Below are 14,878 nucleotides of genomic sequence, written 5' to 3' on the forward strand. Positions count from 1 at the left end.
ACACGGTGAGATTCAGGTAACACCGATGTACACAGTGTGGCGTAGATCGCAGGTCAGGATCTGCACCTGAGGAGGGCGGTCGCGAAGGCGGCCGGTAGGGAAGGGACCAGCTCGTGTCAGGAACACGGCCTGCGGCGCGTAGGACAAACATTGCGGCCGCTCAAGGGGTACTCCGCAGCGTTGATGCCGAAGAACGGATCGCCTGGGTTTCCAAAGCACTGTGCCGGACCACGGACCCGGACGAGCTCTTCGTCCGGGGAGCCGCCCAACGTAAAGCCGCCGTCATCTGCCGGCACTGCCCGGTCATGCAGGAGTGCGGCGCGGACGCGCTGGACAACAAAGTCGAGTTCGGCGTCTGGGGCGGCATGACCGAACGTCAGCGTCGCGCCCTGCTCAAGCAGCACCCCGAGGTGGTGTCCTGGGCGGACTTCTTCGACAAGAGGAGAACCCGCAGCGCCGGCTGAGCCACGGGTTCGACCGGGTGTCTCAGCGGACCGCCGCGTCTCCGGTGGAAGTGATCTGATCGGCCAGCGCGCGCAGCGCTTCCAGGTCCGACACGTCGAACGGCAGCGAGGGCACCCCGACCACCGGCACGTGGGGATTGGCCCCGGTGAAGCGTGACAGCAACCTGATCTCCCGCTTGGCGGTCTGCGCGCGATCGGCATGAATGCTCAGCACGGCCGCGGCCAACGAGGCCGCCTCGGAATCCGGTTCGGCCTCCAGGGTCTCGGCTCCGTCGATGGCCCGCTCGGCGGGTAACGAACACAACGTCGGGTGGGTGCGATTCAAGACCAGCCCGGCGAGCGGCATGCCCTCCTGGGACAACCGGTCGACGAAGAAGGAGGCCTCGCGCAGCGCGTCGGGCTCGGCCGCCGACACCACGACGAACTGGGTGCCGCGCCGCTTCAGCAGCGCGTAGGTGCGGTCGGCCTTCTCCCGGAAGCCGCCGAAGGTCGCGTCCAGCGACTGCACGAACGCCGCCGCATCGCTCAACATCTGCGAGCCCAGTACGGTGGATATCGCCTTCATCGCCAAACCCATTGCGCCCGTGACTAATCGGCCGATGCCCCGACCGGGCGCGAGCAGCAGCCGCCACAACCGGCTGTCCATGAAGCTGCCCAGTCGTTTCGGCGCGTCCAGGAAGTCCAGCGCGTTGCGCGAGGGCGGCGTGTCCACCACCACCAGGTCCCAGCGGTCCTCGGCCAGCAGTTGACCGAGCTTCTCCATCGCCATGTACTCCTGCGTGCCGGCGAGCGAGCTGGCGACGGTCTGATAGAACTGGTTGTCCAGAATCGATTGCGCCCGGCCGTTTCCGGAGTACTGGAGCACCATCTCGTCGAACGTGCGGCGCATGTCGAGCATCATCGCGTGCAGCTCGCCGGGCACCTCGGGCGCCAGCGGCACCTGCTGGGGGGTGTTGCCCAGGTCGTTGACTCCCAGCGCTTGCGCCAGCCGCTTGGCCGGGTCGATCGTCAATACGCAGACGTTGCGGCCGTATTCGGCCGCGCGTAAGGCCATGGCGGCCGCGGTGGTGGTCTTGCCCACCCCGCCGGCGCCGCAGCACACCACCACCCGGTTGGTCGTGTCGGCCAGGATGGCCGCCATGTCAAGCCTATTCGGTGCGGTAATCATCGAACCCCCTGCTGGGCAAGCGATTCCGAAAGCTCGTAGAGGCTTCCCAGGTCGACGCCGTCGGAGATGGCGGGCAGTTCCAGCCGCGGCACCTTCAGCGCATCCAGCTGCTGTGCGATCTCGGCGCGCGCGGCGATCACGGTCGCATGCTCGATGGTTTCGGTCAGCAGACCGGCAAAGTCGGTGTCGTTCAGCTTGATCCCGGCCATCTCCAATCCCGCCCGCAGTGAGTCGGCGTCGACGTGTCCCTCGGCGGCCTTGGCCAGATCGGCGGGCTGCAGGTGGCACGGGATGTTGCGATTGACGATCACGCTGCCGATCGGCAGCTCCATCTCGGCGAGTTCCTCGATGGCTTCCAGCGTCTCCTGCACCGGCAGCGCTTCCAGCAGGGTGACCAGATGGATGGCGGTCTGCTCGGAGTGCAACAACTTGACCACTCCCTCGGCCTGCCCGTGCACCGGGCCGCCCTTGGCCAGATCCGACACGGCCTTGGTGACGTCCAGGAAGCGGGCGATCCGCCCCGTCGGTGGGGCGTCGACGACCACCGCGTCGTAGACCGGGAGCCGGTTTTTATCGACGCGCACCACCGATTCCTTGATCTTTCCGGTGAGCAGCACGTCGCGCAGGCCGGGCGCGATCGTCGTCGCGAACTCGATCGCGCCGATGCGGCGCATCGCCCGCCCGGCGATGCCGAGGTTGTAGAACATGTCCAGGTATTCCAGGAACGCCGCCTCGATGTCGATCGCCAGGGCGTTGACCTGGCCGCCGCGCTCGGCGGTGGCGATCTTGACTTCCTGGTAGGGCAGCGGCGGAACGTCGAAGAGCTGCGCAATGCCTTGGCGCCCTTCGACTTCCACGAGGAGCACCTTGCGGCCTCCGGCTGCCAGGGTCAGCGCCAGTGCGGCCGCGATCGTCGACTTGCCCGTCCCGCCTTTGCCGGTGACGAAATGCAGGCGGGCTTTTGACAGCCGCGCCGGCCAGCCGACGGCGCTACCGCCGCTCGATGTGTTTGCCACCTTCGCATGCTAGCCCGGCCGGCGTCCGGGCCACGGGCAGGCCAGAGCCGTTCACATCCGACCGATAAGCTCGCGCCATGAGCCAACCGACCGCATGGGAATACGTCACCGTCCCGCTCCTGACGCACGCCACCAAACAGATTCTCGACCAGTGGGGTGCCGACGGCTGGGAACTGGTGTCCGTCCTGCCCGGTCCCACCGGTGAGCAACACGTCGCGTATCTGAAGCGCCCCAAGTAGATGACCGCGTCGGACCGGCTCGCGCGACTCGGCGTCGCGCTTCCCGAGGTGGTGGCGCCGCTGGCCGCCTACGTGCCCGCGGTGCGCACGGGTGACCTGGTCTACACCGCGGGCCAGCTGCCGATGCAGGCCGGGCAGCTGGCCGGCACCGGCAAGGTCGGGGCGCAGGTCAGCCCCGAAGAGGGCAAGGCGATGGCGCGGATCTGCGCGCTCAACGCCCTGGCGGCCGTCGATTCGCTGGTGGGCATCGACGCGGTGACCCGGGTGGTCAAGGTCGTCGGGTTCGTCGCCTCCGCCCCGGGTTTCAACGGTCAGCCCACCGTCATCAACGGGGCTTCCGAGCTGCTGGCCGAGGTGTTCGGCGATGACGGCGCACACGCGCGGTCGGCGGTCGGCGTGTCCGAGCTGCCGCTGGATGCGCCGGTGGAGGTCGAGCTGATCGTGGAGGTCGGCTCACGACCGTGACCGCCGCACCCGAGTCGCTGAGCCATCCCGCCTACGGCAGGCTGCGGGCGGTCACCGACACCGCCTCGGTCCTGTTGGCCGACAACCCCGGGTTGCTGACCCTCGAGGGCACCAACACCTGGGTGCTGCGCGGCAAGGGCAGCGACGAGATGGTGGTCGTCGATCCCGGGCCAGACGACGACGAACACATCGCCCGGGTCGCCGAACTGGGCCGCATCGCGCTGGTGCTGATCAGTCACCGGCACGGCGATCACACCGACGGCATCGACAAGCTGGTCGAGCGGACCGGGGCGACGGTGCGCTCGGCGGGCAGCGGCTTCCTGCGCGGCCTGGGCGGCCACCTCGCCGACGGGGAGGTGATCGACGCGGCGGGCCTGAAGATCAAGGTGATGGCCACCCCCGGCCATACCGCCGACTCGTTCTCGTTCCTGCTCGACGACGCCGTGCTCACCGCCGACAGCGTGCTGGGCCGCGGCACCACGGTCATAGATTCCGAAGACGGCAGCCTGGCCGACTATCTCGAGTCGCTGCGCCGGCTGCGCGGCCTGGGCCACCGGACGGTGCTGCCCGGTCACGGGCCGGAGCTGGCCGACCTGGAGGCCGTCGCCTCGGGCTACCTGACCCACCGCCACGAGCGCCTGGAGCAGGTGCGCGCGGCGCTGCGGGACATCGGCGAGGACGCCACCGCGCGCCAGGTCGTCGAACACGTCTACGTAGACGTCGACGAGAAACTCTGGGACGCCGCCGAATGGTCCGTTCAGGCGCAGCTGGACTATTTGCAGCGCTGAACTCTCGTCGAAATCGACGCTATCGCGGAAAAGTTCGAGAGGACGCGTCGATAACGTCGATCTCGGCGCAATTCGTGCGCTTACCTGGCTCGGTTGCGCCCGCGCATCGTCGAGCTACCTTGCTCGGCGGGCCAGCCTTTCGGAGTCCGAAATCAGCACACTCTTGCCCTCCAGGCGGATCCAGCCGCGGTGGGCGAAGTCGGCCAGCGCCTTGTTCACCGTCTCCCGGGACGCGCCCACCAGCTGGGCGATCTCCTCCTGGGTCAGGTCGTGGGTGACCCGCATCGCGCCACCCTCCTGGGTGCCGAACCGCTGGGCGAGCTGCAGCAGCTGCTTGGCGACCCGGCCGGGCACGTCGGTGAAGATGAGGTCGGCCAGGTTGTTGTTGGTGCGGCGCAGCCGTCGGGCCAGCACCCGCAACAGCTGCTCGGCGATCTCGGGTCGATCGGAGATCCACGCCCGCAACGCGTCGCGGTCCATCGACACCGCACGCACCTCGGTGATGGTGGTCGCGCTGGAAGTCCGCGGGCCCGGGTCGAAAATCGACAATTCACCGAACATGTCCGACGGGCCCATGATCGTCAGCAGGTTCTCCCTGCCGTCGGGTGACCGACGGCCGATCTTCACCTTCCCCGAGACGATGATGTACAGCCGGTCGCCCGGCTCACCCTCGGCGAAGACCGTGTGCCCACGGGGGAAGTCGACGGGTTGCAGTTGCTTGGTCAGCGCGGCGACGGCGCTGGGCTCAACCCCTTGGAAGATTCCTGCCCTTGCCAGGATCTCGTCCACATTGCCTCTTCAGATTTCCAATGATTGCGCTACGGGCAGGTTAATCCCGTGCTCGCGTGCTGAGTCTAGCGGTAGGACATTTTGTCCAACGTGCAACGCTACACACGATTGACGCGCCGAGTGGCCTTAAACTGCGGATTGATCGGCGAATGCGCGTGTATTCGCGTCGGCAATGTCAGCTCCGCATGGTCGACGAAGCTGGCGGCAAACGACGGTGCCGCGTGCCGCGGCCGGGCCGTGATCCCGGCGAGCGCGGCCTCGGACAGTTCCCAGGCCTCGCGCCGGTGCAGGTATTCCACCGCCTCCGGCATGCCCTCCCGGGCCAGGGTGCGCATGTCGACGAGCTCGACGCGCTCGAAAAGCTCGGTGACCGCCAGCACCGCGGCGTCATCGCGGGAAAGGCCCCGTTCGAGCCGTCCCAAGCCGAGCGCCGCCAGCATCAGCAGCCCCGGAACGACGGCCACCAGCAACCATGACACAAGGAGAGTAAACAGGGCCTTCAATCAACACGAGGTCTCGGCGAGATCACGAAATCAGTACTCTGTCGTAGGTGACAGCGGCTAAGTCGTCCGGGCGCACGAAGTCCACGTCGGCAGCTCCGGGCGGCGATGCGGGCGGCGCTGGTCCGAGGAGACCCAAACCGGCTTGGTGCGACGGGCCCGGCGGATGAATCGGGCGCTGGCGCAGGCCTTTCCGGACGCGCACTGCGAACTCGACTTCACCACGCCGCTCGAGCTGACGGTCGCCACCATCCTGTCCGCGCAGAGCACCGACAAACGGGTGAACCTGACGACGCCGGCGTTGTTCAAGCGATACCCGTCGGCGCTGGACTACGCGCAGGCGGACCGCGACGAACTGGAGACCCTGATCCGCCCGACGGGGTTCTTCCGGAACAAGGCGACCTCCCTGATCGGACTGGGGCAGGCGCTGGTCGAACGGTTCGACGGCGAGGTGCCCTCCACCATGGAGGAGCTGGTCACGCTGCCCGGGGTGGGTCGAAAGACGGCCAACGTGATCCTGGGCAACGCCTTTGGCGTTCCCGGCATCACGGTCGACACCCATTTCGCGCGTCTGATGCACCGGTGGCGCTGGACCGCCGACAAGGACCCGGTCAAGATCGAGCGCGCGGTCGGCGAACTGATCGAACGCAGCGAGTGGACGATGTTGAGCCACCGGGTGATCTTCCACGGCCGCCGGGTGTGCCATGCGCGCAAGCCGGCGTGCGGGGTGTGCGTGGTGGCCAAGGACTGCCCGTCCTTCGGCCTCGGGCCCACCGAGTCGCTGCTGGCCGCGCCGCTGGTGCGGGGCCCGGAAACCGAGCACCTGCTGGCCCTGGCCGGCCTGTAGGGCACGGCCTTGACGCGCACCACGCGCTGGACAATCGCGATCCTCGCGGTGGTGGCGGCGTTGACCGCGGCCCTGGTGGCCCAGCTGCGCGACGAGTCCGCGACGCCGTCGAAGCCCGGTACCACCGCGGACACCGCCGACCGCGAACACCGCGACGCCGACACGGCGGCGGCCTTGGCGGGCCCGCGGCAGCGGGCCGACCTACCACCGTGCCCCGCCGCCGGCGAGGCTCCCGGCCCCCAGGCGCTGCGAGGTGTCACGGCCGAGTGTGCCGCGGACGGTTCGGTTGTCGACGTCGCCCGCGCGCTGGCCGGGCGGCGGGTGGTCCTCAACCTGTGGGCGTACTGGTGCGCCCCATGCGCGGCCGAACTGCCCGCGATGGCCGAGTATCAACGGCGGGCGGGGCCCGACGTGACGGTGGTGACCGTGCATCAAGACGAGAACGAGACGGCCGCACTGCTGCGCCTGGCCGAGCTGGGCGTTCGGCTGCCGACGCTGCAGGACGGCCGCCGGCGGGTCGCGGCGGCGCTGGGCGTGGTAAACGTGATGCCTGCGACGGTGGTTCTGCGGCCGGACGGTAGCGTTGCCCAGATGCTGCCAAGGGCTTTCGGCAGTGCCGACGAGATCGCCGCAGCGGTCGGAAACGACAAGGGATAAGCCGTACATTGGACCGACTGGAGCGCCCGGTGACTGTTGGGGGCACGCCCCCGCCCGCGGAAGGTGGGACCCCGGCCGACACGCGGGGGACGGTTCCGCTGGCGCCCGACGCCTCCCCGGCGTGGCTGCGCCCCCTGGTCGACAACGTCGCCCGGATGCCCGACGCGTACCGGCGCCGGCTACCGGCCGACGTGCTGGCGATGATCACCGGCAAGGCCGCGTCGTCGCTGTCGGCGATGCGCGGCGGCGGCCGCGAGGCCGCGGTCCTGGTGCTGTTCTCGGGGCCGGAATCCGCGCCGGCCGACGGCGGCGTCCCCGACGACGCCGACCTGCTGGTCACCGTGCGGGCCTCGACGCTGCGCCACCACGCCGGGCAGGCGGCGTTTCCCGGCGGTGCCTCAGATCCCGTCGATGACGGTCCGGTGGCCACCGCCCTGCGCGAAGCGCGGGAGGAGACCGGCATCGACGTGTCCCGGCTGCGTCCCCTGGTCACCATGGAACGCACGTTCATCGCGCCATCGCGGTTCCACGTGGTCCCGGTGTTGGCCTACTCACCCGACCCCGGGCCGGTGGCCGTCGTCAACGAGGCCGAAACCGCGATCGTGGCGCGGGTTCCGTTGCGCGCGTTCATCAATCCGGCCAACCGGCTGATGGTGTACAGGAGTGACCTCGGCCGCCGGTGGGCCGGGCCGGCGTTTCTGCTGAACGAGATGCTGGTCTGGGGATTCACCGGCCAGGTGATCTGTGCGATGCTCGACGTCGCCGGTTGGGCCCAGCCCTGGGACACCACCGACGTCCGCGAATTGGACGCGGCGATGGCGCTGGTCGGCGAGCAGGGTGGACCCCCGCGATGAACATGAATTCGATGACCCCGTCGCAATGGCTTGACGTGGCCGTGCTGGCGGTCGCCTTCATCGCGGCCGTCTCGGGCTGGCGTTCCGGCGCGCTGGGCTCGTTGCTGTCGTTCGTCGGCGTGTTGCTGGGCGCCATCGCCGGTGTGCTGCTGGCGCCCCACCTCGTCAGCCACATCGCCGCGCCCCGGGCCAAGCTGTTCGCGGCCCTGTTCCTGATCCTGGCGCTGGTCGTCATCGGCGAGGTCGCCGGGGTGGTGCTGGGACGGGCGGTCCGCGGCGCGATCCGCAGCCGCATGATCCGGACGGTGGACTCGTTCATCGGGGTGGGCGTTCAGCTGGTGGTGGTGCTGACCGCGGCCTGGTTGCTGGCGACGCCGCTGACCCAGTCGAAAGATCAGCCGGAACTGGCCGCCGCGGTCCGCGGGTCGCGGGTGCTGGCCCAGGTCAACGAGGTAGCCCCGCCGTGGCTGAAGACGGTGCCCAAGCGGCTGTCGGCCCTGCTGAACACCTCCGGCCTGCCGGCGGTGCTGGAGCCGTTCAGCCGCACACCGGTGATTCCCGTCGCCTCGCCCGACCCGGCCCTGGCCAACAACCCGGTGGTGCAGGCCACCGCGCCGAGCGTCGTCAAGGTGCGCAGCCTGGCGCCGAGCTGCCAGAAAGTGTTGGAGGGCAGCGGATTTGTGATCGCCCCGGACCGGGTGATGACCAACGCGCACGTGGTCGCCGGCTCCAACAGCGTGCAGATCTACGCCAGCGGCAGCCCGCTGGACGCCACCGTCGTGTCCTACGATCCGTCGGTGGACATCGCCATTCTCGCGGTCCCCAACCTGCCGCCACAGCCGCTGGCGTTCGCGCAGAACGAGGCGAAAACCGGTACCAGCGTTGTGGTGCTGGGCTATCCGGGCGGGGGCAACTTCACCGCGACGCCGGCGCGCATCCGCGAGGTGATCAAGCTCAGCGGCCCCGACATCTACCGCGATCCCGCGCCGGTGACCCGCGACGTCTACACCATCAGAGCCAATGTGGAGCAAGGCAATTCGGGTGGACCGCTGATCGACCTGAACGGTCAAGTGCTCGGCGTGGTGTTCGGTGCGGCCGTCGACGACCCCGACACCGGTTTCGTGTTGACGGCCGACGAGGTGGCCGGTCAGCTCGCCAAGATCGGTGACACCCAGCAGGTGACCACCGGGTCCTGCGTCAGCTGACCGCGTGGCCGAGGAACTTCATCAAGTGTCTGTTGACTTCCTCGGGCGCCTCTTCGTGACTGAAATGCCCTGCGCCGGCGATGGATACGTAACGCCCCTGCGGGGCGTAGCGCTGCGTGCGGTCGACCGGGTCGGCGAGCACGTAGGGATCGGCGTCGCCACGCAGGTGTAGCAGCGGCACGCTGAGCTGCCGGCACATCGATTTCATGAAGCGGCGGCCTTCGTCGCGCAGCTGACTGCGCACCGCCCAACGCTGGTATTCCAGCGCGCAGTGCGCCGCCGACGGAATCTGAATGGCCATCCGCAGATACCGGATGGATTCGGAAAAGTCCTCGGAGGCAAGCCATTTGGCGCTGCTCCGGCGGCGGACCAGGCGCTCGATCTCGGCCGCGTCGTCGCGGGTCAGCAGGCGCTCGGGCCAGAGGGGCATCTGGTAGCGCAGCAATGTCGGCAGCAGCGCGTAGCCCTGGTCGCGCCGGGTCAGCGTGGAACGGCGCAACGCCGCCGGGTGCGGCGAGCTGATCAGCGCGATGGCCGAGACCAGCCGCGCGTGCAGCAGCGCGGTGGCCCAGCAGGTCAGCCCGCCGTCGGCGTGACCGACCAGCGTCGCCGACGAGTGCCCCAGCGCGCGGATGAGGCCCGCGGTGTCGCCGGCGAGCGTCCAGCCGTCGTAGCCGCGGGGCGGTTTATCGCTGCCGCCGTAGCCGCGCAGATCGACCGCGACCACCCGCGCGTCGCTCAGCCCACGCAGCTGGTGACGCCACGACCACCAGAACGAGCCGAAACCGTGCAGCAACATCACCAACGGTCGGGCCGTGGGCGGCGTGGCCGTGCCGGCGTCGTCGGGCAGGGCCTCCACGACGTGGAACCGGATGCCGTTGGCGTGCACGTCGAAGTGCCGCCATGGCCCGTCGATGCGGGTAACCGACGGATCCGGCGGCGCCATCTACCAACCCGAGGGATCGGGTTCGGGCTTCTCGTGCTTGCCGTGTCCGGCGATCTGCTTGGCCGCCCCCTGCGGTTTGTCGTGGCGCGGGGTGAGGGCGGTGCGCGTCTCCTTGACCGATTCGATGGTCTCGCGCGGTCCCCGGATCCGGCGCACCTTGAGGAAGCCCAGCAGGGCCAGCAGGGCCCCGACCACCACCTGGATCCCGAACACGATCAGGAAGGCCACCCACCGCCACAGCCAGGTGTCGAGCAACTCGGCGACGAAGAAGAAGAAAAAGAACGTGGAGTAGAACAGCACCACCAGCGCGGCGATGAAGAACACGCTGCCGGTCAGGCCCTTCTTGACGTCCCGGGTGATCTCCGCTCGGGCCAGTTCGACCTCGGCGCGCACCAGCGTGGACACCTGCGTGGTCGCGTCCTTGATCAGGTCGCCGATCGACGGCTCGGCGGGCCGGGCGTGCGGGTCGGTCAGGGGGATCGTGGTCAGGGTGCTGGGCACACCGTTCTTGCCGTCGGCTTTGCTCACAGACGGTCCCCTCTTTCGTCGTCGGCCGGGCTCACTCGTTGCGGTTCATGTTGCCATGCGGCGCTATGCCAGACGAGGCCAGCCGAAGACGGCGCCCGGACCGACGTCGATCGGCGGCGACCGGCGGCGACGTCAGCGCCCGGTCGACGCGATCCGGCAAACTCGCTCGGCACGACCGGCGAGGCGTCAGGCCGACTAGACTGGCCAAGCCGGTCCGGGTCCGGCCTGTCGATGGGAGTGGTGCTGTGCAGACGGCGCACCGGTGCTTCGTGGCGGCGATGGCGGCGGTCCTCGTGGCCCTGGTGGGCTGCCTCCCACGCGCCGCCGCGGCCGACGTCAGGATCCCGATGGGCGGCGGCGCCGGCATCGTCATCAACGGGGACACGATGTGCACCCTGACGACCATCGGCGGCGATTCCGCCGGTGAGCTGATCGGATTCACCTCCGCGCACTGCGGCGGTCCCGGCGCTCAGGTCGCCGCCGAGGGCGCCGAAAACGCCGGCATCCTGGGCACCATGGTGGCCGGCAACGACAACCTCGACTACGCGGTGATCAAATTCGATCCGGCCAAGGTGACGCCGACCGCCAACTTCAACGGCTTCGCGATCAACGGTGTCGGCCCGGATCCGGCCTTCGGCGAGATCGCCTGCAAGCAGGGGCGCACCACCGGAAACTCGTGCGGCGTCACCTGGGGGCCGGGCCAGGACCCGGGCACGATCGTCATGCAGGTCTGCGGCCAGCCGGGTGACTCCGGGGCGCCGGTGACGGTCAACAACATGCTGGTGGGCATGATCCACGGGGCGTTCAGCGACAACCTGCCGACCTGCGTCATCAAGTACATCCCGCTGCACACGCCGGCCGTGGTGCAGTCGTTCAGCGTGATCCTGGCCGACGTCAACGCCAAACACCGGCCGGGTGCGGGGTTCACACCGCTACCGGCCTGAGCCGGCTACTTCGCGGCTTGGATCGCGTCGAACACGCCGGGGTCGAGCAGCGTCGACGTGTCTCCGAGCTCCCGCTTTTCGGCGACGTCACGCAGGAGCCTGCGCATGATCTTGCCGCTGCGCGTCTTGGGCAGCTCGGGTACCACATGGATCTCCCGCGGCTTGGCGATGGGTGAGATCTCCCGGGCCACCTCGGCGCGCAGCTCCTCGACGACCCCGTCGTGCACCTCGTACTCGGCGCACAAGACGACGAACGCGCAGACGGCCTGGCCCGTGGTCTCGTCGGTCTTCGCGACCACCGCGGCCTCGGCCACTCCGTGGTGGCCGACCAGCGCCGACTCGAGTTCGGCGCTCGAGAGCCGGTGGCCCGACACGTTCATCACGTCGTCGATGCGGCCCACCACCCAAATGGCGCCGTCGCGGTCGTAATAGGCGCTGTCCCCGGCGAAGTACCAGCCCTGCTCGGCGAACCTGGACCAGTAGGTCTCGACGTAGCGCTCGGGATCACCCCAGATGCCGCGCAGCATGGACGGCCAGGGCTGGTCCAAGACGAGGTAGCCGCTGACGTGTTCGCCGTGATGGACGGTCGGCGTCAGGTGATCGCCGTGGTCGTCGACGATGCTCGCGGAGATGCCCGGCAACGCCCTCATCGCCGAACCCGGCTTGGCCGCGGCGACCCCGGGCAGCGGCGAGATCATCGCGGAGCCGGTCTCGGTCTGCCACCAGGTGTCCACGATCGGAAGGCGCTCGGCGCCGATCACCTTGCGGTACCAGCGCCACGCCTCGGGATTGATCGGCTCGCCCACCGTGCCCAGCAGCCGCAGGCTGGACAGGTCGTGCGCGTCGGGGATCTCGCGACCCCACTTCATGAACGTGCGGATGAGTGTGGGCGCGGTGTAATAGATTGTCACGCCGTATTTTTCGATGATCTCGAAGTGCCGGTGCTGGGTCGGTGTGTCGGGTGTGCCCTCGTAGAGGACCTCGGTGGCCCCGTTGGACAGCGGGCCGTAGACACCGTAGGTGTGTCCGGTGACCCAGCCGATGTCGGCGGTGCACCAGAACACGTCCGTCTCGGGCTTGAGATCGAAAACGTAGTAGTGCGTGTACGAGGTCTGCGTCAGGTACCCGCCGCTGGTGTGCACGATGCCCTTGGGCTTTCCGGTGGTGCCCGAGGTGTACAGCAAGAACAGCGGCTGCTCGGCGTCGAAGGCCTCCGGGGTGTGCTCGGGCGACGCGGCGTCGACGGCGTCGTGCCACCACAGGTCGCGGTCGTCCTCCCAGGACACGTCGATTCCGGTGCGGCGCACCACCAGGACATGCTCGACGGGGCTGTCGCCGTCCGGGCCGGACTCGGCGTCCTTTCTGACGGCCTCGTCGGCCGCGTCCTTCAGCGGTGCCGGCTTGCCGCGGCGGAACTGCCCGTCGCTGGTGATCAGCAACTTGGCCTGCGCGTCGGCGATGCGGGCGCGTAACGCCTTCGCGGTGAAGCCGGCGAACACGACGCTGTGCATGATGCCGAGCCGGGCGCAGGCCAGCATCGCGATCACCGCTTCGGGGATCAGCGGCATGTAGATGGCGACGCGGTCACCGGCGACCAGGCCCAGGCCGGTCAGCGCGTTGGCCGCCTTGCACACCTGCTCCTGCAGCTCGGCGTAGGTCAGGCTGCGGCTGTCGCCCGGCTCGCCCTCCCAGTGGATCGCGACGCGATCCCCGTTGCCCGCCTCCACGTGGCGGTCCACGCAGTTGTAGGCGACGTTGAGCTTGCCGTCGGCGAACCACCTGGCGAACGGGGCGTCCGACCAGTCCAGCACCTCGGTGAACGGCGTCGCCCAGGACAGCCGACGCGCCTGCTTGGCCCAGAAGGCCAACCGGTCCTCGTCGGCCTCGCGGTACAGTTCCTCGCCCGCGTTGGCCTGCGCGACGAACGCGGGGGCCGGCGGAAACGACGACGGGCCTACGGCGTCGGTGGCGGTCACTGGCTTCCTCCTAGTGTCGAGGCTCGTCAATCGTCAGAGAGCCTAGCCCCACAAGGTGAAATGCAACGCCCGAAATGGAGCTCAAAGTGCGCGCGGATGGCGGATAATCACCGCTGTGCCGGGTCACGGGCGGCGGATTCGCCGACTAGTTCCCAGCTTTGCAACGGCCGCAACGGGTTACGCGGCCACCGCCATGCTGGGGACTCCGGCGTGGGCCATGCCGGCCGACAACGCCGACGCGCCGACCCCATGCTGGTCGGACCAGATCGCCGTCACCGCCTCGCCGGCTCAGGCCGCCGTGGGCCACCGCGCGACCACCCTGGTGTTCAGCCTCGCCGGCGGCGCGGAGCCGTGCACGCTGACCGGCTACCCCGGGGTCGACTCGGGTGCCGGTGGGCCGCTCATTCATGCGCAACCCACACCGCGCGGCTACATGGGCGGCCTGCCGGGCGGCGCCGACTCCCCGCCCACCGTCATCCTGTCCCTGTCCACCCAGGCGCAGGCCGTCGTGGAGGGCATCGCCATCGATGCCGACGGCGATCCCTGCCCCACCTACACCGAGCTGCTGGTCAACCCCCCGGACACGACCGTGGTGCTGACCGTGCCGGTCGCCATCGACGCGTGCGCGCTGCAGGTGCACCCCGTCACGCCCGTCTGAAGCGGTGTCACGAGTCCGCCCGCGCCAGGCAGTAGACCCGAGCCGGCTGCGGGTAGCTGACCGCCTTGTCGCCGGGCGGGCATTGGCTGGCGTCCACCGTGCCATCGATGCGCTGCGCCACTTTGACCTGAATCTGGTTGGGGTTGCCGCAGTCGCCCGGTCTGAGGCTCACGGATTCGCCGTCGCTGATGAACAGGTAGCAGCGGCCCTGTTGCAAGTTGACGATGAAACACAGCGTCGTCGAATGATTGCTGGCGCGCTCGTAGATCGAGTGCTCCCGTTTACCGTCGGGGCAGCTCGCTGAGGCGTCCCCCTTGAACGCCAGTTCGTAAGTCGCGGCGGGGTCGGTGCAGCCACCGCTCGGGTGGGCATCGAAATGGTTTGCCTTGTAGTCGTTTTCACTGATGCACTCGCCGACCCGCAGCAACGAGTCACCCCGGTGCTCCGACAGCGCTCGGGCCGCGTGGAGGAGGATGTTCAGCCCGCCCAACGCCAGCAGGACGATACCGATGGTGATGAGCGCGGTGGCCGACTTGCCCTTGGATTGCCGCGGGGGCACGGCGGGCGGGTAGCCCGGGTAGGGCGGCGGAGCGGGGTACGGGCCCGGATACCCCGTCGGCGGTGGCGGTGGCGGATAGCCGGGGTGGTACGGCGGCGGGTAGGGAGGAAGCCGCCGACGCCGGCGCGAGCGCTCCCACACGCCGATGATCAGACACACCAACCCGATCGCGGGGACGCCGAGCGCGAACATCAAACGCCCCGCCTGCTCAGCGGCGGATTCATCCGATGCCAGATAGGCAACGATCACGGCGCGAGCCTAATCGACGATGCCGT

The 14,878-nt window shown here is 69.1% G+C and carries 18 protein-coding genes; 10 read left to right on the forward strand and 8 right to left on the reverse strand.

Annotation, left to right across the window (positions count from 1 at the left end):
• Positions 1-113 precede the first annotated feature (113 nt).
• On the forward strand, positions 114-464 hold the full coding sequence (locus A5713_RS18895) for a WhiB family transcriptional regulator (protein ID WP_067921444.1): 351 nt from the start codon (positions 114-116) through the stop codon (positions 462-464).
• 22 nt (positions 465-486) lie between these two features.
• Here the strand turns inward: A5713_RS18895 and A5713_RS18900 are convergent, their stop codons facing one another.
• A complete protein-coding gene (locus A5713_RS18900; RefSeq protein WP_068097976.1) occupies positions 487-1,632 on the reverse strand; it encodes an ArsA family ATPase in 1,146 nt (381 codons plus the stop codon).
• Positions 1,629-2,648 carry an ArsA family ATPase gene (locus A5713_RS18905; protein WP_067918862.1) on the reverse strand — a complete coding sequence of 340 codons (1,020 nt, stop codon included), beginning with the start codon at positions 2,646-2,648 and terminating at the stop codon, positions 1,629-1,631. Before A5713_RS18905 ends, A5713_RS18900 begins: the two co-directional genes overlap by 4 nt.
• Positions 2,649-2,725: 77 nt before the next feature.
• Here A5713_RS18905 and A5713_RS28415 point away from each other — a divergent pair, with 77 nt between their 5' ends.
• Genes A5713_RS28415 through A5713_RS18915 form a run of 3 tightly spaced genes read left to right on the forward strand, consistent with a single transcriptional unit; the run spans position 2,726 to position 4,140 of the window.
• Positions 2,726-2,887 (forward strand): DUF4177 domain-containing protein, encoded by a 162-nt coding sequence (locus A5713_RS28415; protein WP_007166633.1) that lies wholly within the window; start codon positions 2,726-2,728, stop codon positions 2,885-2,887.
• A complete protein-coding gene (locus A5713_RS18910) occupies positions 2,888-3,352 on the forward strand; it encodes a RidA family protein (RefSeq protein ID WP_067918861.1) in 465 nt (154 codons plus the stop codon).
• Positions 3,349-4,140 (forward strand): MBL fold metallo-hydrolase, encoded by a 792-nt coding sequence (locus A5713_RS18915; protein ID WP_067918860.1) that lies wholly within the window; start codon positions 3,349-3,351, stop codon positions 4,138-4,140. The genes A5713_RS18910 and A5713_RS18915 overlap by 4 nt, the downstream gene beginning before the upstream one ends.
• A 114-nt stretch (positions 4,141-4,254) precedes the next feature.
• Here A5713_RS18915 and crp read toward each other — a convergent pair whose 3' ends face one another.
• Positions 4,255-4,929 (reverse strand): cAMP-activated global transcriptional regulator CRP, encoded by a 675-nt coding sequence (crp, locus tag A5713_RS18920; RefSeq protein WP_067918859.1) that lies wholly within the window; start codon positions 4,927-4,929, stop codon positions 4,255-4,257.
• Between the two features lie 98 nt (positions 4,930-5,027).
• Positions 5,028-5,408 (reverse strand): hypothetical protein, encoded by a 381-nt coding sequence (locus A5713_RS18925; protein WP_068097977.1) that lies wholly within the window; start codon positions 5,406-5,408, stop codon positions 5,028-5,030.
• A gap of 187 nt (positions 5,409-5,595) precedes the next feature.
• Here A5713_RS18925 and nth point away from each other — a divergent pair, with 187 nt between their 5' ends.
• Genes nth through marP form a run of 4 tightly spaced genes read left to right on the forward strand, consistent with a single transcriptional unit; the run spans position 5,596 to position 8,992 of the window.
• Complete coding sequence (gene nth / locus A5713_RS18930; RefSeq protein ID WP_068097978.1) at positions 5,596-6,276, forward strand: endonuclease III; 681 nt, start codon at positions 5,596-5,598, stop codon at positions 6,274-6,276.
• Between the two features lie 9 nt (positions 6,277-6,285).
• Complete coding sequence (locus tag A5713_RS18935; RefSeq protein WP_067918856.1) at positions 6,286-6,933, forward strand: TlpA disulfide reductase family protein; 648 nt, start codon at positions 6,286-6,288, stop codon at positions 6,931-6,933.
• 29 nt (positions 6,934-6,962) lie between these two features.
• Positions 6,963-7,787, forward strand: coding sequence for a CoA pyrophosphatase (locus A5713_RS18940; protein WP_068097979.1), 825 nt, complete (start codon positions 6,963-6,965; stop codon positions 7,785-7,787).
• Between the two features lie 11 nt (positions 7,788-7,798).
• The gene (marP, locus tag A5713_RS18945) at positions 7,799-8,992 is read left to right on the forward strand and encodes an acid resistance serine protease MarP (RefSeq protein WP_102420061.1); all 1,194 of its coding nucleotides are present in this window, start codon (positions 7,799-7,801) and stop codon (positions 8,990-8,992) included.
• On the opposite strand, the gene A5713_RS18950 is transcribed toward marP, so the two are convergent.
• Both A5713_RS18950 and A5713_RS18955 read right to left on the reverse strand, forming a co-directional pair.
• On the reverse strand, positions 8,985-9,938 hold the full coding sequence (locus A5713_RS18950) for an alpha/beta fold hydrolase (RefSeq protein WP_067918854.1): 954 nt from the start codon (positions 9,936-9,938) through the stop codon (positions 8,985-8,987). The two genes, marP and A5713_RS18950, sit on opposite strands and share 8 nt — an antisense overlap.
• Complete coding sequence (locus A5713_RS18955; protein WP_068097980.1) at positions 9,939-10,466, reverse strand: phage holin family protein; 528 nt, start codon at positions 10,464-10,466, stop codon at positions 9,939-9,941. It lies immediately after the preceding gene.
• A 245-nt stretch (positions 10,467-10,711) separates the two neighbouring features.
• On the opposite strand from A5713_RS18955, the gene A5713_RS18960 reads away from it, so the two are divergent.
• A complete protein-coding gene (locus A5713_RS18960; protein WP_102419414.1) occupies positions 10,712-11,410 on the forward strand; it encodes a S1 family peptidase in 699 nt (232 codons plus the stop codon).
• 5 nt (positions 11,411-11,415) lie between these two features.
• Here A5713_RS18960 and acs read toward each other — a convergent pair whose 3' ends face one another.
• A complete protein-coding gene (acs, locus tag A5713_RS18965) occupies positions 11,416-13,386 on the reverse strand; it encodes an acetate--CoA ligase (RefSeq protein ID WP_068097981.1) in 1,971 nt (656 codons plus the stop codon).
• 115 nt (positions 13,387-13,501) lie between these two features.
• Between acs and A5713_RS18970 the strand changes: the two genes are divergently transcribed.
• Positions 13,502-14,044, forward strand: coding sequence for a DUF4232 domain-containing protein (locus tag A5713_RS18970; protein ID WP_197516412.1), 543 nt, complete (start codon positions 13,502-13,504; stop codon positions 14,042-14,044).
• A gap of 7 nt (positions 14,045-14,051) precedes the next feature.
• Here the strand turns inward: A5713_RS18970 and A5713_RS18975 are convergent, their stop codons facing one another.
• Positions 14,052-14,852 (reverse strand): hypothetical protein, encoded by an 801-nt coding sequence (locus A5713_RS18975; RefSeq protein WP_068097982.1) that lies wholly within the window; start codon positions 14,850-14,852, stop codon positions 14,052-14,054.
• Between the last annotated feature and the right edge of the window lie 26 nt (positions 14,853-14,878).

It is taken from the genome of Mycobacterium sp. E2497, assembly GCF_001668695.1.
In the GTDB taxonomy this organism is placed as follows: Bacteria; Actinomycetota; Actinomycetes; order Mycobacteriales; family Mycobacteriaceae; genus Mycobacterium.

What these genes read in the sequence shown, in the direction of transcription:
- A5713_RS28415 (WP_007166633.1), top strand. Translation starts at nt 2,726, where the DNA reads ATGAGCCAACCGACCGCATGGGAATACGTCACCGTCCCGCTCCTGACG.
- A5713_RS18950 (WP_067918854.1), bottom strand. Translation starts at nt 9,938, where the DNA reads ATGGCGCCGCCGGATCCGTCGGTTACCCGCATCGACGGGCCATGGCGG.
- marP (WP_102420061.1), top strand. Translation starts at nt 7,799, where the DNA reads ATGACCCCGTCGCAATGGCTTGACGTGGCCGTGCTGGCGGTCGCCTTC.
- nth (WP_068097978.1), top strand. Translation starts at nt 5,596, where the DNA reads ATGAATCGGGCGCTGGCGCAGGCCTTTCCGGACGCGCACTGCGAACTC.
- A5713_RS18910 (WP_067918861.1), top strand. Translation starts at nt 2,888, where the DNA reads ATGACCGCGTCGGACCGGCTCGCGCGACTCGGCGTCGCGCTTCCCGAG.
- A5713_RS18900 (WP_068097976.1), bottom strand. Translation starts at nt 1,632, where the DNA reads ATGATTACCGCACCGAATAGGCTTGACATGGCGGCCATCCTGGCCGAC.